Below are 26,554 nucleotides of genomic sequence, written 5' to 3'. Positions count from 1 at the left end.
ATTAAAAATTCTGAAAAAAACATCAATTCAATTATTGACAAATGAAACAGTTGTATTTTACAATTAATTTATTAAATACTAAAAAAGACTGGTGTTGTAATTATGACTAACATGGAAATAGGGCAAGATTTGTATCAATTTCGTCAAATGCTTCAGATTTTAATTCGTCGTTTTGGATTACTTGAAAAAGAAGGTGCCCAATGTTGTGGGGTTTCTTTAGTGCAAAGTCATATATTATTTGAAGTAGATCGTATTAAAAATCCTTCATTAAATGATTTGTCATCATCGCTCGGTTTAGATAACAGTACATTAAGCCGCCACATTCAAGGTTTAGTAGATCGCAATTTAGTAAGTCGTATCCAATCTTCTACTGATCGTAGATACGTAACCATTACACTTACTTCTGAAGGAAAGAAATATGAAGATGATATTGCCAAACAAATGAATATATACAATCAAGAAATCCTCTCTAACATACCTGTAAATAAGCGTGGTCAAGTTTTAGAAAGTATTGATTTAATTCTGGAGGCTATGCAAAACAGCAGTTGCTGTTAAAGCCCCTTTTTTCTCGGAAATAATAGTTGTATTTTACAACTATTATATAAATATTATTTTCATATTTTGATTTAGGAGGAAAACTTCATGTCAGAGGTGGTAACAAAGGTATTATTAGAATTTCTTTCATTAAGTAAGAACTTATTAGTATTATTTATTGGTATTTCATTCTTTATTAGCATTATTCAACCCTATGTACCATTTGAAAAAGTAGAAAAATGGATGAGCAGTAAGAATCCGTTTTTAGCCAACTTAGCGGGAGCTTTACTAGGATTTATCACCCCTTTTTGTTCTTGCTCCACTGTACCATTATTGGTTACGATGATTAATCGTAAAGTACCTTTCCAAACTGTTATGACTTTTTTATTTAGCTCTCCATTATTAGATCCATGGATTTTAGGCTTAATGGCATATATTTATGGACTTAAGGTAACCATTGTTTATTCCGTTACAACATTTGTCTTCTCCATGATTATCGGGTGGTACTTAGACAAAAAGAATTACAAAGAACAAGTTAAAAATGTAGTCATTAAAGGTGTTCTTCCAGAGCAAGATGAAAAACGTAGAAAAGATTTCAAATTGAATATTAAGGAATCCATTAAGGAGACAATAGATTTAATCCGCTCCGTTCTAGTATATATATTAATTGGGGCATTAGTAGGAGCCATTATCAAAGAAGCCGTGCCAACTAACTTCTTTAACCTTATCTCTGAACATAATCAATTATGGGTAATTCCTTTGGCAGCTATTATTGGGATTCCTCTATATGTTCGTCTATCAACAATGTTACCACTAGCTCAAGCCTTAATGGTTAATGGATTCCCAATTGCTCCTACTATGGCATTGCTGATAGGAGGTGCTGGAGCAAGTTTACCGGAAATAATAATGTTGAAAAGTATCTTCCGTACTAAATTAATAAGTGCTTTTGTAATATCTGTATTCCTAATGGCTACTGTATCTGGATATTTATTTTTAATACTAACTTAAATGGAGGTTTTTAATAATGGGACTAATGTCAATTTTTAAAGGAAATAAAAAAGAGAAAGATTGCTGCAATATAGAAATTGTGGAAGTTATTAATGAAAATACTAATTGTTGTTCAAGTGAAGAAAAGAAAGAAGCTTAGGGACAGATAAACACTATAGCATTTGCTAACAGTATATTATCATAAGTCAATCGTTTAATTGTTATTATTCAAAGCCATATCACTTAAGCGATATGGCTTTGAATTTTCCTGGTATACATTATTTCAGTACTTTACCTTACTTTAGCTTAATTTTTATCATAATTTTACGATAATCCTTCTTAGATCGAATGATGATATAATAAAAAAACGTCTAACCCCTTTTGTATCAAGGATTTAGACGCTTAGTATCCAAAATTAAAATTATTTTTTTCCTTTTAAAATAACTTTGTAATTGAATCAATTTCATAAATTAAATCCTTAGAGCCACAAGCTATCAAATGTACGAAAAAAGGAGTACCTCCCCAAAATGTCGAAATAAGTAAGCACCACACAAACTTATAAGACTGGAGGAAGACTCCCTATGACTATTATACGACAAGGAAGCCTATTTGACCTACAAGAATTATATAATTTAGAACCTACCCAACGTTTTGAAGCTATTTTTTCTTCTATTGATATAGACCCAATCTTCGCTGTGGTAACGAAGAAATCACGTTTTGGAAGACCCGTTAAGTTGAACTATGCAGCGATGATTTATTCACTCGTTGCTAGAATCACAGAGCGTATTTCATTTATTAAAGATTTAGTGAAAAGATTACAGAATGACATGATTTTTCGCCTTGATTGTGGCTTTTTAGTGTCAGATACTATTCCGTCAGAAGCAGCTTATTCCAGAATGGTCACAATCCTCAGTGAATCGAATGTACTTGAAAAAGTCCAAGGAACCTTGCTTCATCAAGCGATTTCAGAAGGTTTTATTTCCGATGACACAGTAGCCATTGACGCTACACACTTTCTCGCAAAAGATGGAGCACCACCAAAGGAAGAACAACCGAAAAGTGAACCGAAAAAGCGTGGGCGTAAATCAAAAGAAGAATATGAAAAATGGCTCATTGAAAAGGCGGAACTGGAAGCCAATCTGCCTCTTTTTGATAAAAAAATCGAAGATCAGTTAGACATTCCTTTAGCCGACCTTCGAGCTGAAATTCCTCAAGATCCACAGTGGGGTGTGAAAAAAAACAGTGAAGGAAAAAACGTTTTTTGGTATGGATTTAAAGCTCATTTGGCTGTTGGAACATCCAGTCAATATATTCTTCAATCCCTTCTTTCTTCGGCCAACTTGAATGACGGAAAGGCTGCGATTCCTTTATTAAAAGGAATTCATGAACGAATATCGCTTTCTTCTTTACTCTATGAAACAATGGACGCTGGTTACGATTTTGAAGCCGTTTATACGCAAATACATCGAATGGGTCATCGAGCTGTGATTGCTTATAATAAACGCAATGAACCAGAACCAATTGGTTTTGATAAGCATTTCGCTCCTACTTGTGTCCGTGAACATTCCTATCGCTATGATAGCTTTGAAGTAAAATATGAAACACTAAAATACACACGTCCAAACGAATGTAAAGACTGTCCACTAGCCAATGATGCTCTATGTCAAAAGGTGTATAAAGTAAAAATCACTACAGATTTAAGAAAATTTACAGCGCCAGCACGTGGATCTCAAACATGGAAAAAAATCTTCAAAAGACGCACGGCGGTAGAACGTGTGAATGCTTATCTTAAGGGATATTTCCAATTAAACAATGTTCGTTATCGTACAGGAAAAAAGGCTAAAGTCCATTTTGACCTCGTTACGTTAGTTTATAATGCTTCAAAATTAGCTGCAGACCGTCTTAATCAAATGTTAAATCAACAACAAGTTGCTTAATCAAAGTAAAAAAATTAAAAGGAATTAAATTCTGCAAGTTTTTGATTTTTTAAAAGTTAGACTTATGAAATTGACTCAATTAATAAATCGCTATTGGCCCATATGGACCATCCATAATTTCTATTTTCGTTTCAAAAATATCTGTCAAAACTACTGGGTCCATTATCTCCTCTACTGTTCCAAAAGCAGCAATTTGTCCATCTTTCATAGCACAAATTCTATCAGAATATTTAGCTGCAAAATTTATATCATGCATAACAGTCACAATAGTTCTTCCAAATTCATTAGCAGCATGCCTTAGATGTTCCATCATTTGAACAGAACGAGCAACATCAAGATTGTTTAAAGGCTCGTCCAAAAGTACATATTCCGTCTCTTGGCACAAAACCATTGCTACATATGCTCTTTGTCTTTGACCACCCGAAAGCTCATCTAAATATCTATTTTCTAGAGCAGTCAAGTCTAAAAAATCGATATATTTAGAAATAATAGCCTCATCCTCTTTTGTTAATCGACCCTTTGAATAAGGGAAACGCCCAAATCCAACCAGCTGTCTAATAGTAAGCCTAGTTACAAAATAATTTTCTTGTCGCAAAATAGTTAATATCTTTGCTAAGTCATTTGATTTAGATTTAGAAACATCCATACTCGCCACCTGTATTTGGCCTTCAGTCATCTCTAAAAGTCTTCCAATCATTAAAAGCGTCGTTGACTTTCCAGCACCATTTGGTCCAATTAAAGAAGTAAGACCAGCTTTTGGTATTTCAATATTCAAAGGTCCTATTTTCACCTTATCATTATATAATTTTCTAACATTATTAATCTTTATCATAGAGCCCTCTTCCTTAATATTACAATTAAAAATATTATTCCACCAAATAGTTCGATAATAACGGAAACGACACCTTGAGCATGAAATACATGATACATTAAAAAGTACGCACTCGTAATGATCAAAAATCCTATAGCAAGAGCCATCGGAAAAATATATCTGTGATCATAAGTTGGAGCCGCTTGATAACTCAGTGTTGCAACTAAAAATCCATAGAAAGTAAGTGGTCCTATCAAAGCCGTTGAAATAGACATTAAAATAGAAACTAATACAAGTACATAAATAATACTAGATTGATATTTTACTCCCAAAGAAGTAGAGACATCCTTTCCAAGTGACAAAGCATTTAATTTCTTAGAATAAACAAGAAGTAATAATGCTATAACTATTACCATTGGAATAACAACAGGAAAATATTCTGAATCTGCATTATTGACAGAACCAAATAATTTTGCCTGTAAAATATCAAACTCAGAAGGAGCTAGAATTCTTCTCATAAAAGTGGACACAGAATTCAGCCCTGTTCCAATAATAATTCCAACCAACAGCATGAGTTGCAAGTTCCCATACTTTCCAGATAGTAACCATCCATATAATATCAAACTCATCAAGACCATAACAATAACTTGTAATACAAATGGTCCAATACCAGTAAAATTTATCAGTGCACTAGCACCAAAGAAAAATATTGTACTAGTATGAATGGTTGAATATAGTGATTCAAATCCTAAAAGGGAAGGGGTAATAATTCTATTATTCGTAATCGATTGGAAAGCAACGGTCGACAAACTCTGACAAACTGCCGCAATAATCATAGCAACAACTGCTACTATTCTTCTCATAACAACGGGAATAAAAGAAGGTGAATTTACTGGAACTGGATTGTTATATACTAAAAGTCCATAGGAAGACAGGAGACCCAAAGCAATAAAAGTTATCAGCAGAATCCAATATCTTTTTTCCTCTTTCTTAGAACGAAAAGCTCTAGCTGATCTTTTTTCATTATGAAGGCTAGAATCAATTGCAACATATTCTTTATTTCTATACTCTAATACGTTCATCATAGCCTCCTTTGTTTTCTCTGTCTCAATAATATAGTAATAAATACGACAGACCCTACTGTTCCAAGTATTAAAGATACAGGTACTTCAAAAGGCATAATAATGGTTCTAGAAATGATATCACAAAGAGTTATAGTACCCATTCCTATCATACATACCCAAGGCAAATTACTCCTAAGATCATCTCCTCTAAACATGGAAACAATATTTGGTACTATTAAACCTAGAAAAGGTAAGTTTCCTATAACAGCTGCAACTATTCCAACTGCAAAAGAAATCAAAGCAGTGCCCAAAAGAACGATCCTATTGTAATTTAATCCAAGACTTGTTGCAACATCTTCCCCAAGTCCAGCTAAAGTCAATCTATTTGCATAAAGAAAAATAAGAATAGTAACTATAACAATAAACCATAAATATTCATATCTTCCCACTTGAACTGCCGCAAAAGAACCTACAAACCAACTTTCAATATTTTGTGTCATTTGAAAAGTGAGTCCAATAAAAGTGGAAACTGCAGAAATGACTGCTCCAAGCATCATTCCAATAATCGGTACAATTAAAGACGAACGAAGTTTAACTCTTCTTAAAAACAAAAAGAAAATCATCGTTCCTATAAAAGAAAAAATGATTGCACCAGTCATTCTTAGAACTAAGGATGGGGAAGGAAACAATAAATAAACAAGCAGAAGTCCTAAACCTGACCATTCACTTGTTCCTGTTGTGGTAGGTTCAACAAAACGGTTCTGTGTAATTAATTGCATTACGAGTCCAGCCATCGCCATTGCAGCTCCAGTAAGCATTAGTGCTACTGTTCTTGGAACTCGAGTGATGAAAAACATATCCATACCATCCTCTTGCCCCCTTATATCATAGACTCCAGTAAACAGTGATATAATTCCTAAAATCATAACAACTATACTCGTTATTATAAAAGGTTTTGTACAGATTATATTATGGTTATAAAGCTGGGGCTGAGAACTTTTCTCAACCCCGGCAATTTTGTTTATTGTCTTTTTCAACACTATGTTATACTCCCTTAGACTACTTAGCTAAAACACTTGCAAGGTTTTCAAATAACTCTATATACGTTTGAATTGATTCATTTGTGTAAGTATCAGTTGGTGCATATACGATCTGTCCCTTAGATACAGCAGTAGTGTTTTGAAGAGCTGGTGATTTTTCAATTACATCTTTAGCTGGAACTGATTCCGCTGCCGCAGATGTTGCAGCATCACGATCTAGTACGAAAAGCCAATCAGGATTACTTTGTGCAATAGCTTCAACAGAAACTTCATCACCTTGATGATCTGAAGAAGACTCGTCCACTTCTAATGCTGGAGCCCAATCAAAAATTTCATACATTGGTCCCCAAACGCGTCCAGAATGAGGAGCGGCAAAACCAATGTCTCCACCAGAAACGATTACACTCATTACTTTATCTGTTCCATTATATGCAGATTTAGCATCTTCAATAGCTTTATCAAAATCAGCGATCAATTGTTCAGCTTCTTCTTTTTTATCAAAAATTTGTGCTAAAGAATTTGTAGTATCCTTAAATCCATTTACAAAGTTTTCTCCACGTGTATCCGTTTCCTCAGAAACATCAAAATTAAGATCAATAACAGCCACATTTGGCACTAATTTTTTTATCTCTTCATAATAGCTAGCAAATCTTTGACCGATTATTACAAGGTCAGGGTCTGCTGCTGCTATAATTTCAAGATTTGGCTCGCGGTGATTTCCAATATTTCGAACTGATTCATCTTTAACATATGCAGAATCCGCAGGCATTACATCTTTTGGAGCAGCCACTAATTCAACTCCCCAATCAGCTAAAGTTTCAAAAGTTCTATTATCCAACGAAACTACCTTTTTTGGGTTTACAGGAACAGTAACAGTTCCGTGAGTATCAGTAATTTCAATCGTCGATGCTTCAGTAGAATCCTTTTCTTGCCCATTAGTTTCCGTTTTACCACTTCCATTACTTGAATTGGAGCAAGCTGCCAATATCAAAGTAAAAATTGCTAAAATAACAGTTAATTTAAATTTCCCCATTTTTTATATACTCTCCCTTTATAAGATTTATAAACAACAGATTATTGAATTAATAAAATTAACATCTATGTAATGGTTTTTATGTATGAAAGTAAATAATTATCTCTATTTATCTATTGTATTTTGAGATAATTCAAAAACAAAAATGATAATGATTATCAATTTCAATAATGGTTTTAGTATACCAATTCAAAATTTATTGTCAAGTTGAATTCTAAATAGGTGAAATAAAAGTCAGTTACCTAGTGGCAACAGACTAAATTTTTTGCTATATCATAATTATTCAAATCAAAAATCATCATCTATTTAAGATTTATACATTAAATAAGGTATTAGAGTTACTTTCCCTTACAAGTATTAGGAGTAATATAAAAAATCTCCCTTTTTTGAGAACTATAAACAGACAACCTACTTACTACTAAAACCAATAATTAGAATACCGTATTAATCTAAGAACTTATTTATTTAACATAATATCTTCTAACTCGTCTAACATTTGATTTGCTGCAATTACACCGCCTGCAGTATTCCATACTGCATCACTTACTTCATGTGCATTTCCTTCTTTCACTACATTTAAGTTCTTCCACAAAGAATCACTTGTCCATTCTTTGGCAGTATCCAAGGCTTTTCGATCACCATCTGGAGCGTATGTAAAGTAGAAAAGTATATCTGCATCCATTTTAGGGATAACCTCTTTTCCTACTTCAATAGCCAGATTACCAAGCTGGTTATCAGCAGTGAAAAGGTCTTTTTGCTGTTCAGCACGCTTGAATCCTAATTCATCTAAAATGACACCTGAAAAAGAGTCTGTATAATATATACGGGAAGTTCCAGACATAAACCGAACAACGGAAACTTCTTGATTCACTTTATCCCCCAGTTTTTCTTTCACTTCTGAAACATGATTATCGAAATCACTTAAAACTAATTTCCCTTCTTCTTCTCGATTTAACGATTTTGCATATAATTCAAAATTCTCTTTCCAATCTCCCCTTAATGTCTCGGAAAAAACAGTAGGAGCAATAGCACTTAATTTACTATAAACTGCTTCTTGACGGATTTTACTTCCTATAATCAAATCCGGTTTTAAAGCAGCGATTTTTTCTAAATTGACTTCATGTTCTACCCCTACTACTTCCACACCATCCATATCACTTTTAATATGATCATACCAAGGATCCCCCAACCATGATTGTACGGCTCCAACTGGCTTGATCCCTAATGCTAAAAGCGCCTCTGTTCCTTCATTAGTTAAAACGACAACACGCTTTGGTGTCCCTTTAATTTCTGTAGTTCCCATTGCATGTTCAATCGTATAAGATTTGCTTTTTGAGGCGTTTGATTGGCTTGAGGGCTCATTTTTTACTGATGCTTCTTTCTTTGTATTTTCGCAGCCTGTCAGTGTTAAAAGTGCAACTACCAGCAGTGCTGCAATCATTGAAATAAAACGCTGTTGTTTAAAGTATGTAAGCAATTGTGTTACCTCCATATTTAATAATGATATTCATTTACAATTAGATGTTATGTTATAAAGAAAAATATGTCAATTATTAATTGAAAATGATTTTCATAATCATTGACAGCCTTTTCTACTTCTCATAAACTAAAATATAGAAACTATTAGAGGAGAAAAACTACATGTTACTAACGAATAATGGAAGGAGAATTACTGGACTTGTAATCGGTTCATTATTATTATGTATCATTTTCATTTTTAGTATTGTACTAGGTTATACAGATACTAGCTTCAAAACGGCCATACAAGCTTTTCAGCATTTCAATGGTTCAAATGAGCATATTATTATTAAAGAAATCCGCCTTCCAAGGGCATTAATTGGAACAGTCGTAGGCAGTAGTTTAGCGATTGCCGGGGCTCTACTACAGGCTTTGACTAAAAACCCACTGGCTTCTCCAGATATACTGGGCATTAATTCAGGTGCCAGTTTTTTTGTCATTTTAGGACTTATGTTCTTATCGATTACTTCATTACAGGCATTTGCTTGGCTCGCTTTTTTAGGGGCAACAGTTACCTCTGTCATTGTTTATTTTCTGGGATCATTGGGGCGTGAGGGACTAACACCCATTAAATTAACACTAGCCGGAGCTGCGATGGCAGCATTGTTTTCATCCATGGCACAAGGATTTTTAGTAATGAATGAATCTGCCTTGGAGGAAGTGTTATTTTGGATGGCTGGTTCCGTCCAAGGAAGAAGTTTAAAGATTTTATTCTCTGTCTTACCTTATCTTATTGCCGGGAGCTTAATGGCATTTTTAATTTCGAATAAGATAAATATTTTGACCATGGGAGAAGATGTTGCAAAAGGACTTGGGCAACGAACTGGTGCGTTGAAATTGCTGATTGGAATTTCAGTTATCTTCCTTTCAGGAGCTTCAGTTGCAGTCGCTGGTCCAATTGGTTTTATTGGTATTGTTGTGCCACACATCGTAAAATGGCTGGTAGGTAATGATTATCGCTGGATTCTTCCTTATTGCGGAATCACTGGAGGAATCTTACTATTGCTTGCAGATATTGGCGCCAGGTACATCGTCATGCCTCAAGAAGTACCTGTAGGCATCATGACTGCTATCATCGGCACACCGTTCTTTATTTACATAGCTCGAAAAGGAGGTAAGGATTCATGAAGAAATATACATCTTTTAGAGTAGCCAAGAATCATATTTCCTTTTTATTTGATAGTAAATCATTATTCCTTATTTCTACTTTTTTTATTTTTCTGCTTGTTATATTCTTCATAAGTGCAGGTATAGGCGAAGAATTTATTCCACCTTGGGAAATTGTTACTATTTTATTAGGACATGGTTCAGATTTCGACACCTTGATTGTCCAATCTTTCCGAATGCCAAGAATTCTCTTATCCATATTAGTCGGGATGAGTTTAGCAGTGGCAGGAGCCATTTTACAGTCTGTTGTACGGAATCCGCTGGCTTCCCCCGATATCATCGGTATAACAGGTGGCGCTTCAGTAGCTGTCGTCCTATTTCTAGCTTTGTTTAGTGATATGAATCACTCTTTGACAATAAGCATTAGTTGGATGCCGCTAGCAGCTTTTATTGGTGCCACTTTGGTAGCGTTTCTACTCTATCTCCTTGCATGGAAGAAAGGTGTTTCACCTGTGCGCCTTGTTCTGGTTGGGATCGGGCTATGGGCATTAACAAAATCATTAACTACTTTGTTCATGATTTTAGGCCCAATTTATCAGGTTAGTCAGGCAAACATTTGGATTACTGGTTCTGTTTATGCCGCAAATTGGGGCAATATCCAGATTGCCGCTCCTATTATTTTAATTTTACTAATGATATCATTCATTATGATTAGAACTGTAAACATTCAAGATCTCGGGGAAGAGATAGCGATTGGATTAGGTTCTAAAGTACAGCAGCAGCGTTTCGTATTACTACTCATTTGTACTGCTTTAATTGGGACTGCTGTAGCATTTGCAGGTGGAATTGGGTTCGTTGGATTGATGGCACCTCATATAGCTCGAAAGCTTGTTGGTTCATCTTTTGGTGCGTTATTGCCATTATCTGCTTTTATCGGGGCAATTTTAGTACTAATTGCAGATACGATCGGCCGTACTTTATTTTTGCCGATTGAAGTTCCTGCAGGAATTTTTACCGCTACAATTGGGGCTCCATACTTCATCTTTCTTTTATATAAACAACGAAATGCATAGAAAGGAGCAATTATCAAATGGCAATATTAGAGACAAAATCACTAATTTTATCATATGGGGATACAGTCATCATAGATGAACTAGATTTACAGATTCCAAAAGGCGAGATTACAGTATTTATTGGAAGTAATGGATGTGGAAAATCAACACTTCTTCGTTCATTAGCACGCTTATTAAAACCGCAGTCAGGCTCCATTTTAATTGAAAAAGAGATGATTTCTAAGCTTTCCACGAAAGAAATTGCTAAACAATTAGCCATTCTTCCACAAGGTCCAGTTGCTCCAGAAGGACTAACGGTATTTCAATTGGTGAAGCAAGGACGTTATCCATACCAAAAATGGTACCGACAATGGTCTGAGGAAGATGAACAAATTGTCAATAATGCTCTTGAAGTGACTGGTATGTTGGCATTGGGTGAACGCCCAGTGGATTCCTTATCGGGGGGCCAGAGACAACGTGCCTGGATCGCAATGACTCTTGCACAAAATACAAATATAATATTGTTGGATGAACCGACTACCTATTTAGATATGACGCACCAAATTGAGGTTTTAGACCTATTATTTGAATTAAATGAAAAGGAAAACCGCACGATTGTGATGGTTCTTCATGACATAAACCTAGCATGCCGCTATGCAGATCATCTGATTGCTATTAAGGACCGGTCTGTTTATATTCAGGGAAAACCAGAAGAAGTGATTACATCAAAGGTAGTTAAAGACGTTTTTAATCTTGATTGTGAAGTAACGACAGATCCCCTCTTCGGGACACCTTTATGTATCCCTCATGGCAGAGGACGCCATATAAAGCCAATAATATGATTAACAATTTCCTCCTCATGGTATTTGAGAAATTTCCTTAACGCTAGCTTTCAAGACTCTCACCTACCAAGAGGTTGTTTATTCATCCTCGCTATAAATGGTGAGATTGTCTAAACGAACGCATCTACATTTATGTTTGAAATTAGATAAAAAGCAAGATTAGGATAAATCAACTCATATTAGTTAATGTTTTAATGTTCTCTGCAAATCGTTAACCATTTACAAATAATTAATCATCTTTATAAGTATGTTTGCTATTAATGAGTGTCTGTAAATCTCCCCTATAGATTGTATCTTTCAATTCTTGTATTCTAAACGGAATCAAAGGAGATAGATAGGGCACACCTAAAGATTTAATGCTTACCATATAAATTATTTGATTGGTTGCAGAGATGATTAATCCGTTAAATCCAAAAAATTAGCAATAATCAAAAAAAGAGGTCTTAAAGTATTTTCTGCAGTAAGCATTCCTCTGTTAGCAAGGAGTAAACTAGAAATAGTTGTTATACCTACTAATATGAGACTAACTGGATGTACTAGCTTTGCTGTAACTGCTGTTTTTTCTACTACGATTGTTCCGATTAAGGAAAGCAAAATTACTGCATTTTTTGGAATACGAAAGGAAGCATCTAATAATATTCGAATGAAAAATAAAAGAATAGCAATTTCCCAAAAGGTTGGTAATAACTCACCTTTAGATATAAGTGCCTTTGAAATCTTGTCAGGTATATTTTCTTGATGAAAATTTGCTATTGCAATATAAATACCAGGTAAATATACAGAAAGAATGAAGCAAATCATTCTTAATATTCGATTTGTAAACCGCCCCATTTTTAAGTGATATTCATCTGGTGACTGAAATAAATCCATAAAAAGCGTGGGAGTAATGATAGCATGAGGAATGCCATCTACTAGTATTATTACTCTTCCTTCATATAAGGAGGATACAACTCCATCTATTCTTCCTGAAGTTCTTGCCAAATTAAAAATTGTCATGGGTTTTCCTTCTAATACATCTTCTACAACTTTTGAATTTAGTACATACTTTATTTTTAGACTTTCTAGCCTTTTTCGTACTTCTAGTAAAATTCCTTTATCAACAATACCTTCTATAAATAATATTGAAACTGTTGTTTTGGAGATTGTCCCAAATTCCATCGTTTGTACACAAAAATCGGGAGTTTTTATTGTACTTCTTAACAAATTGATATTTGTTTTTATTTGTTCCGTTAGCCCAATGACCGGTCCCTTTGGAGACCTTTCTCCTAGTGATTCTTCAAGACTTCTTTCCTTCCACTTAGCGGATGGTATGATAATTCCTTTTGGTAACCATTAATCAATATTATAGTATTTCCTTGTACGATAGCATCTATTAAGTCTTTGTACTGGCATGTGGTTTGCACATCAACCGTTTCAAAAATCCTTTCAATCATTTGATCAATAATAGATTCCTTAAATTCTACAGTCTTAAACGGCTCTAATAATGGTTTGACAACATATTCTTGTACGAGGTCTGTATCAATAATTCCATCCAAATAGACAATGTTGATATCAAAAGAATTTTCGAATCCAGTCTTTATCTTCCTTACGATAAGGTCAGTTGTATGATGAAATGTATTCTTTATATTGCTAATATTTTCTTGAAGGCATTCTAGCAATTCTTTTTTAATCATTCTATTACTCCCTTAAAGTGTTATTCACTTTAGTTTGTGGAAATATCTAATATTTATCCTTATTCAACTAAATTAATAAAAAAACGTCTTCCCCTTATGTATCAAGGTTTTAGACGTTTATAAATATTAATGAAGGGGCAATTCATACCGAGTTTGTCTTTATCTCAAATAACTTTTTTGATTAACCATTATTTTTATAGTCCTCGCTTTCTTCCTCTGCTGGCTCTCCGTATAATTGATTAATTTCTTCAGCTAATTTATCTAAAAATTCATCCGAGATTATAGGTTTGTTTTCTTTCTTCATGAAATCCTCCTTTTACATCAACTTTTATTTTATAACGAAAATAAAAGCAATTTTTACTATTAGCATTTCCAGCTCCTTCGAATATTACTCTAAAAAACTATTTACAATTCCCACACGCGGGAGTATGATAATTTCATTGTTTCAAATTTCTAAATCGCTGAAACCATAAGGTACGGGGGAACCATTCTTTACTGGGTATTATATTAGTTAATCCCATGGGGTGAATCCTTTTTAGGTAGGGCTACTCAAGGCCCGAATCCGACAGCTAACCTCGTAAGCGTTTATATGAGAAGGAAGGTGGAACTTGTGACACAAGAAAATTAACGTGCCTACAGGTCTATTAATACTGGCTTGTAGGCTTTTTTATTTAAATAACAAATACATGAGTAACGACTTTATTTGAGGTAAATATTAATAAGACATATTAACAGGCGGTGGATTTGCATGTTTGGAGCTATTAAAAGATTTTTAATTGGACGTCCATTAAAATCATATGAACTAGGTGAACAAAAACTGAATAAAACAAAAGCTTTAGCCATTCTCTCTTCCGATGCTTTATCATCGGTTGCCTATGGTCCTGAACAAATTTTGATTGTTTTAATAACAATAAGTGCAGCTGCGTTTTGGTACTCCATTCCAATAGCTATAGGAGTATTAATTCTTTTAAGTGCACTTATATTATCCTATAGACAAATCATCTTTGCTTATCCAAATGGCGGCGGTGCTTATATGGTGTCAAAAAGCAATTTAGGTGTAAATCCTGGATTAATTGCTGGTGGTTCCTTATTAGTAGATTATATCTTAACCGTTGCGGTAAGTGTCTCTGCTGGTACTGATGCAATTACATCTGCATTTCCTGCTTTACATAACTACAATGTAGAGATTGCGATTGCATTTGTCCTTCTTCTAACTGTTTTAAATTTAAGAGGCGTGACTGAATCCGCTTCTATTTTAGCTTATCCTGTTTACTTATTCGTCTTAGCATTGTTTATTTTGATTGGCGTAGGTGTCTATAATATACTGACCGGAAATGTTTCATCTGAACTTCATACACCAATTGGTACACCAGTTGCGGGAATCAGTTTATTTATTTTATTAAAAGCCTTTGCTTCAGGAAGTTCTGCTTTAACAGGTGTTGAAGCTATATCAAATGCGATTCCTAATTTCAAAAAACCTGCGCCTAACAACGCTGCTAAAACCCTATTATTGATGGGAGCTTTGCTTGCAGTATTATTTACTGGAATTGTAACTTTGGCCTATTATTACGGAATTACTCCTAAAGCAGAAGTAACTGTTGTTTCCCAAATAGCAGAGGGAGTTTTCGGACGTAATTTTATGTATTTCTTTATTCAAGTAACAACGGCCTTGATTCTAATTCTTGCTGCCAACACTGGATATTCTGCATTTCCACTACTTGCAGTTAATCTTGCTAAAGATAAATTTGTTCCGAGGATGTTCCTAATCAGAGGAGACCGTCTAGGTTATTCAAATGGAATAATAATCTTGGGTCTAGCTTCAATCCTTCTAATCCTAGTTTTTAATGCTAAAACAGAGCATCTAATTCCGCTTTATGCTGTTGGGGTTTTCCTCCCATTCACCTTGTCACAAAGTGGAATGATGGTTAAGTGGCTTAGAGAAAAACCAAAGGGGTGGGTTCCCAAATTTATTATTAATACAGTTGGTGCTTTAATAAGTTTTATCGTTACAATGGTATTCTTTTTAACAAAATTCTCACAGATATGGTCCATATTAATTTTCTTGCCTATCATTGTGTTTATCTTTCATAAAATAAATAAACACTATTTAGCAGTTGGTGACCAGCTTAGACTTACTACTTGTGAACCGGCTTTAACTATTCAAGGGAATGTGATGATTGTACCTGTAGCAGGAATGACTCACGTAGTAGAGAATACCCTAAATTACGCTAAATCACTTAAACCAGAACAAATTATTGCTGTTTATGTTTCTTTTGAGAGAGAAGAAGAAAAAATTTTCGAAGCGAAATGGGCAAAATGGCAACCTGAAATTAGGCTTGTGACACTTCACTCTTATTACCGAAGTATCATTAACCCACTTAGAAAATTTGTTGATACAGTTGAGCATAAAGCAAAAGAAGGAAATTACCAGGTAACGGTGGTCATTCCACAATTCATACCGAAGAAAGGTTGGCACAATATTCTTCATAATCAATCTAGTTTATTGATTAGAACATTTTTATTGTATCGAAGAAACGTTGTAATAACAACAGTACCTTACCATTTAACAAAATAAAACATAAAAATCAGTCAAATCAATAATTAAATATTATATTAGTAGGAGCCTCTTAATCATATAGAGGCTCTTTTTTCATGAATGTCCCAAATTATTATTGTTCATCTTTTGGATTTTCTATCCAAAAGATAGTCTATCTTTCTATTCTTTTACTATTACTAATTCATCATGGTCTGTACTTACCTTATTCTCAGCGAAAAAGAGATTTGTATGCAATTTATAGGTAAATTCCTCCGTTGATGGTTCCATTTCTTTAGATACTAAAAAAGTAAATGGGATCATAGCATTTTCTTTAGCTAGTAATGTCCTAGACATAAGAATTGTTTTTACCGTTTCTACTGTCTCTTTTGATTCATCTTTATACACCTTGAGCAAAATACACTCTAACCTTTTTAACTTTTGCTGCTTTGCTCCACCTTTTATATAAAAATCCCCTGCAATAGTTTCGTCGTGCCTCACTTCGTTTTTCTCTAAAACTAAGTCTACATTCGGCAAACTTCTTGCAAAAAAATTCTTAATGTTTTTCAACAATGAACGTCTTCCTCCTAATTTATAAAGTGAAACTTCCATCAGTGGGGGTCTTTCTTCCTCCCCCGCTGATGGTTAGTTGAACCTCTCGGACCTTTACGGACAGTTGATCTCCCACCTAGCTTCCTCGTAGGCTCATAAGCTTGAAGGGGGCTTACTGTTCGTTAAGAGTGGGGTAAAGTGTAATGATTCATTACCGTTTGTTGAGATTGGGTTGTAACCATCGATTGAATGGAAATCCTTCGTGGTGGGTAATTTATTTCTAAGGTTACAATACTAATTAGATATAGTTTGACGGTAACAAAAAATGTAAATAACATAGATAATTTCCTATGATCATCACTGTCCATTTAAAAATTTTTTCTCCTTTTTCACAAATTAAAATGAATGTAACGTGTAGATGGTCAGCTCTTTTTCCTCCTAAAACACAAAAAGACCTTCACCGTAAACTGGTAAAGGTCTCTAATTCTAATTTTATATCCCTTCACCTAATGGCAAAGGTCTCGCAAACAACTTACGTTGCCAGTTAAGCCGGTGATAAAATTATCACGTATTGTCGACATAACTGTTAGCTACTCCCCTTTGGAGTTTAATAACTTTTATTGTGTACAATCTTAACTCTAAGACTGTATATTAATATTACAATTATTTAATATAGTACGTCAACTGTAAATTAATAGGTTGTTTTATTTTAAGTATTCAAATCTTAGATTGAATGCTCTAATCTTTTATTAGATCCAACTAAATAACTCAATTAAAAGCCAATCTCTATAATTCTCGTGTCCTCTTGTACCAATTGCTTTTGTCTTTAAACGAACACTGATAAAATTCAGAGACTTTGTTTCCTTTTAGATTTTACCCGTAGCTCCACCCATTTTAATCAAGAGCTGCAAGGGAAGCAATGGTCATAATAATTAATATAAAAGAAACGGTTAACCATATTGTATTCTTGGTTGTATAATCTTCCTCTTTTATCTTCTTTAATAAAGATACAAGGTTTAAACAGAAGATAATACAATAAACAGGTAACAAATAAAACCCATAAATAGTTAAAAACTGTAGGATAAAAATCACAACCTTTAACATTTCTTTAAAAGTACTGTAAGGCTCTATTTAAATACTAGATTTATATTTAGCAAAACAGACTTCAATCCATTATAATCCCCCAATGGCTATAACAAAGTAATATAACAGCGCTTAATTAATTTCTTACCTTTTTATATTATCAAAGAATGACCTTTCTAAAAACAAAGAATGCATCTTAACACAAAATCCAACCCTATAATAAATTTCTAGCAATACAGAATTCTTCATAAATTCATAATTCATATCCCTCGCAATATCAAAAGACGGACTTTATAATGAAACCAAAAGGAGGAGTAGCAAATGGATTATGTTAAATTAGGCTCTACTGGTTTAGAAGTCTCTCGTCTTTGTCTTGGTTGTATGAGTTATGGGGAACCCGATCGTGGTGGTCATGCATGGACATTAACAGAAAGCGATAGTCGTCCATTTATCAAAAAAGCATTGGAGCTTGGCATTAACTTTTTTGATACCGCAAATGTCTACTCTGATGGTTCAAGCGAAGAAATTGTAGGACGGGCATTACGTGACTTTACGAGTCGCGATGAGGTTGTTCTTGCTACAAAGGTACATGGCAGAATGCGTCCAGGTGTTAATGGTGCTGGACTTTCCCGAAAAGCAATTATGAGTGAAATTGACAATAGTTTAAAAAGACTTGGTACAGATTATGTGGATCTCTATCAAATACATAGATGGGATTATGGAACGCCAATTGAAGAAACAATGGAAGCATTACACGATATTGTTAAAGCTGGAAAAGTCCGTTATATCGGAGCTTCATCCATGTATGCATGGCAATTTTTAAAAGCAAATCATATAGCGGAAAAGAATGGCTGGACACGTTTCGTATCAATGCAAAATTACTTGAATCTTCTTTACCGTGAGGAAGAACGAGAAATGCTGCCCCTCTGTAAAGAAGAAGGTATTGGAGTCATCCCATGGAGCCCGATGGCACGTGGTCGCTTAACTAGAGATTGGGAAGAAACAAGTACCCGCAAAGAAACAGATGAATTTGGCAAAACATTATATTCTCACACAGAAGCAGCGGATCGCCAAGTCGTGGAACGCGTAAAAGCAATGGCAGAAAAACGTGGCGTGCCTCGTGCACAAGTTGCACTTGCATGGGTTTTACAAAAAGAACCCGTTACCGCACCTATTATTGGCGCAACAAAACTGCATCATCTAGAAGATGCCGCTGCGGCACTTTCATTACAATTGACACAAGAAGAAATTACTAGCTTAGAAGAACCATATATTCCGCATCCAGTACTTGGATTTGCGTAAAGTTCAAGCATTAACCGGGCGTAAACATTCAGTTGATCGTCCGGTTATTTTATATGGAGACAAAATATGTTTAATCATCCTTAACTATTCTCCTAACAAAACAAGAGATAAACTAATTTTCCCTTCTTCATAAAGTTCATTATCTTTTTTATCTATGCTGTAGGTAAGCAAGGATACAATCGTAAATATCGCTTTAAACTGAGCTAGTTTTAACGTAGTATCATCTACTTCCCCATAGATAGAGAAAAATTGCTTTTGTCCTTCAGAAGGAAATAAACTGTAAGCAATGGATAAATCAACAGCTGGATGACCAATATGTGTATCACCCCAATCAATCATTCCAGCAAGCTCCTTCTCTTCATTTACAAGCATATTGCGAATGTGCAAATCTCCATGCGTCAATACGGTAACGTTTGGGACTGTATTATGTGTTACGTTCTTTGCATAGTCTTTGGCTAAATCGAATAAAGAAAGATTTTCATATTTTTGCAGTTTCTGAATAGCATCAATTAATCGGGATTTTCTTTTGTCAATATGAAGTCGATCGAATTCATCATATGGAACCGTCTGGAATCGGTCTATTGTAAGAGAATGCAATTTTTTCAAAAACATCGCTAACGGCTTTATCATCTTTAATCTTTCTTCATTGGTTAACGCTTGAGGAGCTTTCCCAGCTAAATAATGATATCCTATAAAAATTCTTGGAAAGGCATGGCTTTCTGCCCCTAAAAAAATCGGCTTCGGAACGGGTACTGGCAGTTGATCTGCGATAATCCGTAATAGCTCCCATTCACTTTTTAAAAGTTTCACCGCAATCTCTCTTCTCGGGAATCGAAAAGTATAACATTTATTGACACGGAAAATAGTATTATCAAACCCTTCCCCTATTTCTTCAATAGAATCTACACTAATAGGAAACTGTTCCTCTATCAATCGCGAAGCTAGTTCCTTTGTTATCGTGTATTCTGGATCCCATATATTCGTCATTAGATTAACTCCTTTCCATTATTATTCCCAACTAAAGAAACGATATAATTATAACTTCAATAAAAAAAGTTGTTGACTTTTGATCTTATCACAACCAATTTTCTTATAAAATTTATGGGCTTCTTTTCTCTGTTCGCCTGGACGTAATTTTATTTCTTGATAACCATTTTCTATTGCCCCTATCTCACATTTTCCCATTAATTTTAAGCCGATCCCCTGTCTTCTAGCATTACAATCTATATCTAATCCACCAATTTCTGCATACTCAAGTTCAATTAGATACTTACCAAAAACATGAACCCATCCTAAGAGCTTATTCTCAATCTCTTCATAGACAAAAATAGCATTATCTTTAGCCTCAGTTATTCGTAGCACACGAGTATTCATCTCTTCCATTGATACGAAATAACCTAATTAGACACATATTCTAGAAATCTCCTCTGCATCTCTTAATCTTGCATTCTAATCACTTTCCACCCAACTCCTTTATTATTAGATAGGTTGTTTTCTAAATGATTGTTATTTCACTAGAATAAATTATTAAGGAATACTGAGCAGCCTGAATACACGTAGACTCCTGTGGGATTAGCGAGACAGTCTGAGACCCCGGAGGCGAAGTGCCGAGGAGGCTCGCCGCTCGCCCCATGGAAAGCGAAGTGTATTCAGGCTGCGGCTTACTAGCACCAAACATGACAAAAAACAGTCATAAAATAAGTTTAATCCAAAAATAAAACCAGCCAAAGAATAGATTCTACTCTTTGACTGGCTTCTTCATAGAAGGATTTAGAGGACTAATATGGTCTGCGACCGCCATTGCAATCATGGGTAAAGGGTTAAGCGTAAACGAGTAATGGGTTAGTGGTCATTGGTTTAGCCAGCACCATGTAAACGTACCTTTGTACACCAAGAGAGGAATCCTTCTATCCTTGAATAGGAGTCTCACCTATTCAAGGCCATAAATTTAAAAATATTTCTCTCCATCAAAATCTAGTTCAATTTGATAGTTTTTACTGTTAATTAAATTCGATAGGCGGTTCGCTTTTCTTTCACATTCAAGACTTTTCAAACGATAATCTTCTGGTTCAAACGTTGCTACCTTCATTAGTTGGACCGTTTCACCATAAGAATAGACGTATTCTTCCTTTTCCGCTGCCGCAAACTCTTTATATTTTCTCGCTTTAGCACGAAGCTGTGTTGCTAGCTCAATCGCTTCTACTATTGAGATATTCGTATTTTCAAAGCTTATTTCGTTATCAATATTGGCACGATACATTAGCTTATCAAGCAATCGATAGTCAGCACGTACGTCTTCTATTTCCTGCTCTACATCAAGAATCGTCCGTTTTTGCTTCGGAATAGATTTACCTGCTTCTATTTGCACAAAAGCAACTCTATCCATTTCCTCTTCTAGTTCATGGATTCTTTTAGAAAGAACACTCTTTAATTTAACTGCTTCTGCTTGTGAAATTTTATTCATGTTTACCTCCAAAATGAAATGTTGGTATTGCTGAGGAAATAATATGGGGATTTAATCAATATCTTATGTGTTTATATTTTACTATTAAAAAGGAAATCTTTTCAACTATTAACAACAGGAGCCATATTTTTAGTTGCAAATTTGGAGAAGAACACAAAAAAGGATTCCTTAAATAAGGCCATCCATCGATTTGTTTCTATTTTTTTATAATTACTTCCGGATTCTCTTTTTTCGTCTTTATAATAAACATGGAGATCGCTTGGACAATCGCAATGCATCCTAAAACAATCCTCGTATATAAATGATCAACAAAGATAGCACTTATAGCTAAGCAAATATAACAGGAGATAATAATTTTTATCTTTTGCTTTATCGTCAGTTCCCCTTTTCGGAATCCTTCCACATAATCACGATAAAAGGAAGTAGAACGAAACCACTTATTAATACGCTCAGAACCTCTCATATAGAAAAAGGAAGTTAATAATAAGAAAGGGGTAGTTGGCAACAAAGGTAAAAAAACTCCAATTATCCCTAAAATCAAAAAGATTGTTCCTAAAAAAATATACATCCATCGATAGATAGGCTTCATTTTTTGCTCCCTTCCTGCCCTTTTTTCAGAAAAGATGCTTAACGTCGTCTTCTTTTTACATCTCTTACAAGATCTCTTAGACCAAAAAGAAGCATAATAACACCAGAAGATAAAAACTCCACTCGGAATATATTCGTATTAAGAACCCCTGCTGCATAAAGAACAATTCCTATAACATTAATTAAAAGAATGATATTTACGATTTTCGTCATTTGCTTTCCTTTCTTAGGATTACCATTACTATCCTAATCACGTACAGTATGTATTAAATACTAATTCACAATTCATCTGTTTTATACACTATTCCACTTCGCCATTTTACAATAAAAAAGACGAAATAACTATGTTTTCTTTTAAAATGAGATAGAAAGATTTAGTTCACAAATTTTATATTCCCCTTATTAGTAAGTTCATAAACGTTTGTATACCTTGTTAGTCACCTTAAAAATTTCATTTTCCTTAGTGCTTCGATAATCGATCTTGTCAAAAGTGACTTAAGGATAATGCTAAAATAAGTATGATACCATTTCCAGCCTTTTTTCCATTTAATTAACTTTGTTTTTCTTTCCGCCCATATTTCGATAAATAAAAATGGTATTGTAAATAAAATTAATTTATATAAAACAACAAAAGGTTTATCTTTCTTCGTTAACTGATTATAAAAAACTGTAAATGTCGGATAAATTAAAAAATCAAACAATATATGAATTTTGAATAAGTTGGGTAGAAAGCGAACTGGATATCTAATTACTTTATAGGACGTTAATAGCATATCAATTAAGCCATTTGTGACTGCATTATACAAATAAACAAATATCCAATCTTTTATTGGAGGCTTCCTAAATAAAACAGGTAGTAGAATTAATAAATTCCCAATAAGTAACCCTTTTAAAAATCGTTTCTCCATCTTATTTTTCTCCATTAAATTATCCACCTCTGCATTTAATATGCTCTTCATAAAGCCGTTTATTCCATGCTTTTGAGTATAAATTACTACCTATTTGTATTAGTTACAAAAGGACATGGAATACTAATTTTTAAAAGGTGGTGCATTTAATGGATTTCCCGACTATTCAAACAAACTTTTGGGACGCCGTAATAGCTGTCCCTGTGGTTATGATTATTACCCAACTACTCAAGATTTTTTTAAAGATACCCAAAAAGTATGTTCCAACCATCGCCTTAGCTCTAGGATTATTCATCTCTGTTTTTATCAGTCATAGACATAGTCTCGTTGCTGGTTTATTTATGGGCTGGTTTTACGGTTATTCTGCTATCGGGTCCTATGCTTCATTAAAAACAACTATTTTATCCTATCTCCAAAAAAGAAAAGAAAAGCACTCTAACTAATATGTTCCATTTCATTTTTCAGTAAAGGAACAGGGGCAGCTCCGCCTTTACTTACAACGTACCCCTGCCTTTTTAAATGATATAAGAGGAAAGGAATGCTTATATTAACAGTCATCCTTAACTTGTTTGTTCCAGTATTCAATAAGCTCTTCAGCTGGTAATGGCTTGCTGAAAAAATATCCTTGAATTTCGTCACACCCCCATTTGTTAAGTATTTTTAATTGTGCTTCTGTCTCTACCCCTTCTGCTGTTACAATCATATCCAGGTTTTTAGCAACAGATATTAATGATTCAACAATAGCTCCATTATTCCCATTATCTGGAAGTTCCATTATAAATGAGCGATCAATTTTAATCCGATCTAAATTAAATTGTGATAAATAAGTTAAGGAAGTGTACCCCGTTCCGAAATCATCCATTGATATTTGAAATCCTTTTTTTCTTAAGAATATTGATCTTTTTTCTGGTCAATTCCGTATTTTCTATTGCTAAATTTTCTGTTATTTCAATATCTATCATAGAAGTAGGTATATGATACTTTTCTACTTATTTTAATAAGAAATCAATAAAACCATTATCTAAAAAATGGGCTGGAGATACATTAATCGATAGATGAAAGGACACATGATAACTTTGAATCCATTGTGAATAAATCCTGCAAGCTTCTTGAATAATCCAATTACTAATAGGAATGATTAAACCATTTTGCTCCGTTAAAGGGATAAATTTAACTGGGCTGATAATTCCTTTTGACGGATGCTGCCATCTTACTAATGTCTCTATTCCAACAATTTTATTATCATTAGAACTATGCTTAGGTTGAAAATTCAAATGAAATTGCTCTTGGTTAATTGCTAATTTTAATTCTTGCAGCATTGTTATTTGGTTTAACTTTTCTTCCTCAAAAGCAGATGAATATTCTATAAAGTTATTTCTGCCATGTTTCTTCGCTTTATACATCGCCATATCCGCATGCTTGATTAAAGTGTTAAAGTCCTCTCCATCTTCGGGAAAATAAGATACCCCAATACTTAATGTGATTTCTTTAGTGGATTCCTGAATTTTAAACGGTTCTTTCATTGCTGTTTGAATTTCTTGAAGGATTTCAATTACTTCCCATTTATCCTGAGTTGCTGTCATACATATTAAAAATTCATCTCCACCCATTCTTCCAATCAATCCTTTTGTCTCTATTACCTGATGTAATCTATAAGCTACTTGTTGGAGAAAAATGTCCCCAGCCATATGACCGAGATGATCATTAATATCCTTAAACATATCAATATCAATTAAAATGGCTGCAGCAAGTGTTTTTGATTGAATATAATTCTCCACTCTCCGATAAATCCCTCTTCTATTTAATAGTCCGGTCAATTCATCATGATAAGCCAAGAATCGAACTTTATTTTGCATTTCAATTTGTTTCGTTATATCTTGCGCAATAAAGTAGGCACCTGTTATCTTTTCATTAATATTAATAGGTAAAGCAGTAACTTTTAGGTTTACTGTTTTTTCCCCTTTTGTTCTCATAATCGTTTCAAAACTTGCATTGCTCCCTTTATAGACATCTTTGAGTATTAGCAACATTTTGTTTTTTTCTTCTTCTACCAGTAAATCCATTAATGTGAGCTGGAGAAGTTCCTCTAACGTAAGATTAGTTAAGGGGAGAACAGATGCATTTACTGCAATAAAGTTGCCTGCTAAATCTAATGTAAAAACAGCATCTGGATTATTTTCAAAAAGAGAACGATAATGCTGTTCATTAATTGTTAAGATGTTATTTTTATGCTCTAATTGCTCCTGCTGATATTTAAGCTGATTTTCAATATAATGGATTGTTAAAATAAATAATACTACCACACTAACTAATGCGACTGTTCCCATATAAAAATTAAATTTTAAAAGAAGGCTAATAACAAAAATATAGAGACTGGAATTGATACAAATACTAAACATAAAGAAAAGAAAAAGCATTTTAAAGAAAGATATTCTTCTTTTAATAATGAGCTTATCAATATAAAGATGCTCATATATTCTTGACAAAGTATAAATAGCGGAAATTAACAGTACTAGTGAAATAATTAAATGTTCTTTTAATAAAAGTAACGGCATTTTTAAGGTATATAGTAAATAATATGTAAATCCTAATATAAAAATAGATCCACATACACTTACTGTAATATAAGCATACTTTTCACGCACTCTATTATATTTGATTTTTCTCGGTTTTATTGGAATTTTCCCCATAATCCCCATTAGCATAAAACAAGCGAAACAAAACAGAATGCTAAACATACTAAACTTTATCAAATGCAATAAATACTCTAATTTAAATTCAAGTATATTTGTAGCCAGTAGACTTAAATATGGAATCAGTGTAATTAAAATACCCGCTATCACAGCTACAAGGAATGTAAGTGTGGACTCTTTATAATTTTGCTTTACGGCAATATTAGTGACATGGAGAATCAACATTAAAGAAAAACAACATAGAAAAATACTGAATACTAAATATAGGAATGGACTCATAGCAGCCTCCTTTTAAAAAATAATTACAACAGCATCTTTTGCTGTATAGAATGAATCAACTCAACAACAATTGGATAACTATTAATAGTATCTCACTCTTTTTAATCGTTATTAGTAAACAAAAGTTAAGTTACTATATATTTAAACCATTTTGCTTCAAAAAAAACACAACTTATAAACAGTTGTGTTTTTTTTAGAGAAATGAGAAGCAACATCCCTCATTTTCGCTTTAATAAAAAACTTACTAGCATAAAAAGAACCGTAATAAGAAGAAAAGAAACGAGAAAATATGGAACAAGATTCCCTCCGAAAGGTCCTATGATTACAAAGGTACTCATAGTGTCCTTTGATTTTAAATAAGGCATATATCCTAGTATGCCAAAAACTATTAGTAACAGAATAAAATGGGTGATGAGTGAAAATTTTATTGCTCTTTTTACGCTATTCATTAGAGTATTCTCCTGCACAACATATAGTATCAAACCGAACCTTGATATATATTATCATTAAATTGCTACCTTTAGTTAGCATTATCTTTACGGACAAGAGAAAAA

General features: G+C 33.8%; 25 protein-coding genes, 1 pseudogene and 1 riboswitch. Of the genes and pseudogenes, 10 read left to right on the top strand and 16 right to left on the bottom strand.

The genetic code is table 11. From position 1 onward, the window contains the following. Positions 1–102 precede the first annotated feature (102 nt). The 4 genes from HHU08_RS06255 (at position 103) to HHU08_RS06245 (ending at position 3,458) form a co-directional block, all read left to right on the top strand. The gene (locus HHU08_RS06255) at positions 103–555 is read left to right on the top strand and encodes a MarR family winged helix-turn-helix transcriptional regulator (RefSeq protein WP_016201864.1); all 453 of its coding nucleotides are present in this window, start codon (positions 103–105) and stop codon (positions 553–555) included. Between the two features lie 87 nt (positions 556–642). After that, on the top strand, positions 643–1,542 hold the full coding sequence (locus HHU08_RS06250) for a permease (RefSeq protein ID WP_101730401.1): 900 nt from the start codon (positions 643–645) through the stop codon (positions 1,540–1,542). 16 nt (positions 1,543–1,558) lie between these two features. Further along, the gene (locus HHU08_RS25410) at positions 1,559–1,681 is read left to right on the top strand and encodes a hypothetical protein (RefSeq protein ID WP_016201863.1); all 123 of its coding nucleotides are present in this window, start codon (positions 1,559–1,561) and stop codon (positions 1,679–1,681) included. 421 nt (positions 1,682–2,102) lie between these two features. Further along, a complete protein-coding gene (locus HHU08_RS06245; RefSeq protein WP_169187604.1) occupies positions 2,103–3,458 on the top strand; it encodes a transposase in 1,356 nt (451 codons plus the stop codon). A 79-nt stretch (positions 3,459–3,537) separates the two neighbouring features. On the opposite strand, the gene HHU08_RS06240 is transcribed toward HHU08_RS06245, so the two are convergent. The 5 genes from HHU08_RS06240 to HHU08_RS06220 all read right to left on the bottom strand — a co-directional run bounded on the left by HHU08_RS06240 (position 3,538) and on the right by HHU08_RS06220 (position 8,883). Next, positions 3,538–4,290, bottom strand: coding sequence for an iron ABC transporter ATP-binding protein (locus HHU08_RS06240; protein WP_016201862.1), 753 nt, complete (start codon positions 4,288–4,290; stop codon positions 3,538–3,540). Next, positions 4,287–5,351, bottom strand: coding sequence for an iron chelate uptake ABC transporter family permease subunit (locus HHU08_RS06235; protein WP_169189623.1), 1,065 nt, complete (start codon positions 5,349–5,351; stop codon positions 4,287–4,289). The genes HHU08_RS06240 and HHU08_RS06235 overlap by 4 nt, the downstream gene beginning before the upstream one ends. Then, positions 5,351–6,268 (bottom strand): ABC transporter permease, encoded by a 918-nt coding sequence (locus tag HHU08_RS06230; protein WP_224427985.1) that lies wholly within the window; start codon positions 6,266–6,268, stop codon positions 5,351–5,353. Before HHU08_RS06230 ends, HHU08_RS06235 begins: the two co-directional genes overlap by 1 nt. 124 nt (positions 6,269–6,392) lie before the next feature. Next, on the bottom strand, positions 6,393–7,406 hold the full coding sequence (locus HHU08_RS06225) for a siderophore ABC transporter substrate-binding protein (RefSeq protein WP_169188050.1): 1,014 nt from the start codon (positions 7,404–7,406) through the stop codon (positions 6,393–6,395). Between the two features lie 457 nt (positions 7,407–7,863). Continuing rightward, positions 7,864–8,883 (bottom strand): ABC transporter substrate-binding protein, encoded by a 1,020-nt coding sequence (locus HHU08_RS06220; protein ID WP_235678805.1) that lies wholly within the window; start codon positions 8,881–8,883, stop codon positions 7,864–7,866. Positions 8,884–9,047: 164 nt separating this feature from the next. Here HHU08_RS06220 and HHU08_RS06215 point away from each other — a divergent pair, with 164 nt between their 5' ends. Genes HHU08_RS06215 through HHU08_RS06205 form a run of 3 tightly spaced genes read left to right on the top strand, consistent with a single transcriptional unit; the run spans position 9,048 to position 11,925 of the window. Continuing rightward, positions 9,048–10,052 carry a FecCD family ABC transporter permease gene (locus HHU08_RS06215; RefSeq protein WP_169188049.1) on the top strand — a complete coding sequence of 335 codons (1,005 nt, stop codon included), beginning with the start codon at positions 9,048–9,050 and terminating at the stop codon, positions 10,050–10,052. Continuing rightward, the gene (locus HHU08_RS06210; RefSeq protein ID WP_016201856.1) at positions 10,049–11,104 is read left to right on the top strand and encodes a FecCD family ABC transporter permease; all 1,056 of its coding nucleotides are present in this window, start codon (positions 10,049–10,051) and stop codon (positions 11,102–11,104) included. Before HHU08_RS06215 ends, HHU08_RS06210 begins: the two co-directional genes overlap by 4 nt. 17 nt (positions 11,105–11,121) lie before the next feature. Next, positions 11,122–11,925, top strand: a complete 804-nt coding sequence (locus tag HHU08_RS06205; protein ID WP_169188048.1) for an ABC transporter ATP-binding protein — start codon at positions 11,122–11,124, stop codon at positions 11,923–11,925. Positions 11,926–12,154: 229 nt separating this feature from the next. Here HHU08_RS06205 and HHU08_RS06195 read toward each other — a convergent pair. Both HHU08_RS06195 and HHU08_RS06190 read right to left on the bottom strand, forming a co-directional pair. Next, positions 12,155–13,598: pseudogene (locus HHU08_RS06195) on the bottom strand (spore germination protein). Positions 13,599–13,779: 181 nt separating this feature from the next. Further along, positions 13,780–13,902 (bottom strand): hypothetical protein, encoded by a 123-nt coding sequence (locus tag HHU08_RS06190; protein WP_016201853.1) that lies wholly within the window; start codon positions 13,900–13,902, stop codon positions 13,780–13,782. 145 nt (positions 13,903–14,047) lie between these two features. Continuing rightward, positions 14,048–14,197, top strand: a riboswitch (cyclic di-AMP (ydaO/yuaA leader). 149 nt (positions 14,198–14,346) lie between these two features. Between HHU08_RS06190 and HHU08_RS06185 the strand changes: the two genes are divergently transcribed. Then, positions 14,347–16,173, top strand: a complete 1,827-nt coding sequence (locus HHU08_RS06185; RefSeq protein WP_169188047.1) for an APC family permease — start codon at positions 14,347–14,349, stop codon at positions 16,171–16,173. A gap of 141 nt (positions 16,174–16,314) precedes the next feature. Here the strand turns inward: HHU08_RS06185 and HHU08_RS06180 are convergent, their stop codons facing one another. Continuing rightward, positions 16,315–16,704 carry a sporulation protein gene (locus tag HHU08_RS06180; protein ID WP_016201851.1) on the bottom strand — a complete coding sequence of 130 codons (390 nt, stop codon included), beginning with the start codon at positions 16,702–16,704 and terminating at the stop codon, positions 16,315–16,317. Positions 16,705–18,087: 1,383 nt separating this feature from the next. Between HHU08_RS06180 and HHU08_RS06170 the strand changes: the two genes are divergently transcribed. Beyond that, positions 18,088–19,068 (top strand): aldo/keto reductase, encoded by a 981-nt coding sequence (locus HHU08_RS06170; protein ID WP_016201850.1) that lies wholly within the window; start codon positions 18,088–18,090, stop codon positions 19,066–19,068. A gap of 84 nt (positions 19,069–19,152) precedes the next feature. Here HHU08_RS06170 and HHU08_RS06165 read toward each other — a convergent pair whose 3' ends face one another. From HHU08_RS06165 to HHU08_RS06140, 6 genes are all read right to left on the bottom strand, one after another. Next, positions 19,153–20,055, bottom strand: coding sequence for a phosphotransferase (locus HHU08_RS06165; protein WP_169188045.1), 903 nt, complete (start codon positions 20,053–20,055; stop codon positions 19,153–19,155). Between the two features lie 48 nt (positions 20,056–20,103). Next, positions 20,104–20,451, bottom strand: coding sequence for a GNAT family N-acetyltransferase (locus tag HHU08_RS06160; RefSeq protein ID WP_016201848.1), 348 nt, complete (start codon positions 20,449–20,451; stop codon positions 20,104–20,106). A 565-nt stretch (positions 20,452–21,016) separates the two neighbouring features. Continuing rightward, entirely contained in the window at positions 21,017–21,532 is a 516-nt protein-coding gene (locus HHU08_RS06155; RefSeq protein WP_016201847.1) for a hypothetical protein, read from the bottom strand. A 196-nt stretch (positions 21,533–21,728) separates the two neighbouring features. Continuing rightward, positions 21,729–22,121: a DUF454 family protein gene (locus tag HHU08_RS06150; RefSeq protein WP_169188044.1), complete on the bottom strand. Its 393-nt coding sequence runs from the start codon at positions 22,119–22,121 to the stop codon at positions 21,729–21,731. A 38-nt stretch (positions 22,122–22,159) separates the two neighbouring features. Beyond that, positions 22,160–22,333 (bottom strand): hypothetical protein, encoded by a 174-nt coding sequence (locus tag HHU08_RS06145; protein WP_156827736.1) that lies wholly within the window; start codon positions 22,331–22,333, stop codon positions 22,160–22,162. A gap of 224 nt (positions 22,334–22,557) precedes the next feature. Further along, entirely contained in the window at positions 22,558–23,043 is a 486-nt protein-coding gene (locus tag HHU08_RS06140) for a CBO0543 family protein (RefSeq protein ID WP_016201845.1), read from the bottom strand. 134 nt (positions 23,044–23,177) lie between these two features. Here HHU08_RS06140 and HHU08_RS06135 point away from each other — a divergent pair, with 134 nt between their 5' ends. Then, a complete protein-coding gene (locus tag HHU08_RS06135; RefSeq protein WP_016201844.1) occupies positions 23,178–23,471 on the top strand; it encodes a hypothetical protein in 294 nt (97 codons plus the stop codon). Between the two features lie 104 nt (positions 23,472–23,575). On the opposite strand, the gene HHU08_RS25405 is transcribed toward HHU08_RS06135, so the two are convergent. Then, positions 23,576–23,923: an EAL domain-containing protein gene (locus tag HHU08_RS25405; protein ID WP_407939860.1), complete on the bottom strand. Its 348-nt coding sequence runs from the start codon at positions 23,921–23,923 to the stop codon at positions 23,576–23,578. Positions 23,924–24,017: 94 nt separating this feature from the next. Beyond that, positions 24,018–26,000: a sensor domain-containing protein gene (locus HHU08_RS06125; RefSeq protein ID WP_169188042.1), complete on the bottom strand. Its 1,983-nt coding sequence runs from the start codon at positions 25,998–26,000 to the stop codon at positions 24,018–24,020. Between the last annotated feature and the right edge of the window lie 554 nt (positions 26,001–26,554).

This window comes from Niallia alba (assembly GCF_012933555.1).
Taxonomy (GTDB): Bacteria; Bacillota; Bacilli; order Bacillales; family Cytobacillaceae; genus Niallia; species Niallia alba.
The sequence above is the reverse complement of the archived record's forward strand: the minus strand, read 5'-3'. Positions and strand labels throughout refer to the sequence as shown.

Excerpts from the sequence above, each read along its gene's own strand:
- HHU08_RS06205 (WP_169188048.1), top strand. The coding sequence starts at position 11,122 with ATGGCAATATTAGAGACAAAATCACTAATTTTATCATATGGGGATACA.
- HHU08_RS06160 (WP_016201848.1), bottom strand. The coding sequence starts at position 20,451 with ATGGAAGAGATGAATACTCGTGTGCTACGAATAACTGAGGCTAAAGAT.
- HHU08_RS06225 (WP_169188050.1), bottom strand. The coding sequence starts at position 7,406 with ATGGGGAAATTTAAATTAACTGTTATTTTAGCAATTTTTACTTTGATA.
- HHU08_RS06170 (WP_016201850.1), top strand. The coding sequence starts at position 18,088 with ATGGATTATGTTAAATTAGGCTCTACTGGTTTAGAAGTCTCTCGTCTT.
- HHU08_RS06140 (WP_016201845.1), bottom strand. The coding sequence starts at position 23,043 with ATGGAGAAAAATAAGATGGAGAAACGATTTTTAAAAGGGTTACTTATT.
- HHU08_RS06165 (WP_169188045.1), bottom strand. The coding sequence starts at position 20,055 with ATGACGAATATATGGGATCCAGAATACACGATAACAAAGGAACTAGCT.
- HHU08_RS06215 (WP_169188049.1), top strand. The coding sequence starts at position 9,048 with ATGTTACTAACGAATAATGGAAGGAGAATTACTGGACTTGTAATCGGT.
- HHU08_RS06240 (WP_016201862.1), bottom strand. The coding sequence starts at position 4,290 with ATGATAAAGATTAATAATGTTAGAAAATTATATAATGATAAGGTGAAA.
- HHU08_RS06125 (WP_169188042.1), bottom strand. The coding sequence starts at position 26,000 with ATGAGTCCATTCCTATATTTAGTATTCAGTATTTTTCTATGTTGTTTT.
- HHU08_RS06235 (WP_169189623.1), bottom strand. The coding sequence starts at position 5,351 with ATGAACGTATTAGAGTATAGAAATAAAGAATATGTTGCAATTGATTCT.
- HHU08_RS06185 (WP_169188047.1), top strand. The coding sequence starts at position 14,347 with ATGTTTGGAGCTATTAAAAGATTTTTAATTGGACGTCCATTAAAATCA.
- HHU08_RS25410 (WP_016201863.1), top strand. The coding sequence starts at position 1,559 with ATGGGACTAATGTCAATTTTTAAAGGAAATAAAAAAGAGAAAGATTGC.
- HHU08_RS06210 (WP_016201856.1), top strand. The coding sequence starts at position 10,049 with ATGAAGAAATATACATCTTTTAGAGTAGCCAAGAATCATATTTCCTTT.
- HHU08_RS06255 (WP_016201864.1), top strand. The coding sequence starts at position 103 with ATGACTAACATGGAAATAGGGCAAGATTTGTATCAATTTCGTCAAATG.
- HHU08_RS06245 (WP_169187604.1), top strand. The coding sequence starts at position 2,103 with ATGACTATTATACGACAAGGAAGCCTATTTGACCTACAAGAATTATAT.
- HHU08_RS06250 (WP_101730401.1), top strand. The coding sequence starts at position 643 with ATGTCAGAGGTGGTAACAAAGGTATTATTAGAATTTCTTTCATTAAGT.
- HHU08_RS06135 (WP_016201844.1), top strand. The coding sequence starts at position 23,178 with ATGGATTTCCCGACTATTCAAACAAACTTTTGGGACGCCGTAATAGCT.
- HHU08_RS06150 (WP_169188044.1), bottom strand. The coding sequence starts at position 22,121 with ATGAAGCCTATCTATCGATGGATGTATATTTTTTTAGGAACAATCTTT.
- HHU08_RS06190 (WP_016201853.1), bottom strand. The coding sequence starts at position 13,902 with ATGAAGAAAGAAAACAAACCTATAATCTCGGATGAATTTTTAGATAAA.
- HHU08_RS06155 (WP_016201847.1), bottom strand. The coding sequence starts at position 21,532 with ATGAATAAAATTTCACAAGCAGAAGCAGTTAAATTAAAGAGTGTTCTT.
- HHU08_RS06145 (WP_156827736.1), bottom strand. The coding sequence starts at position 22,333 with ATGACGAAAATCGTAAATATCATTCTTTTAATTAATGTTATAGGAATT.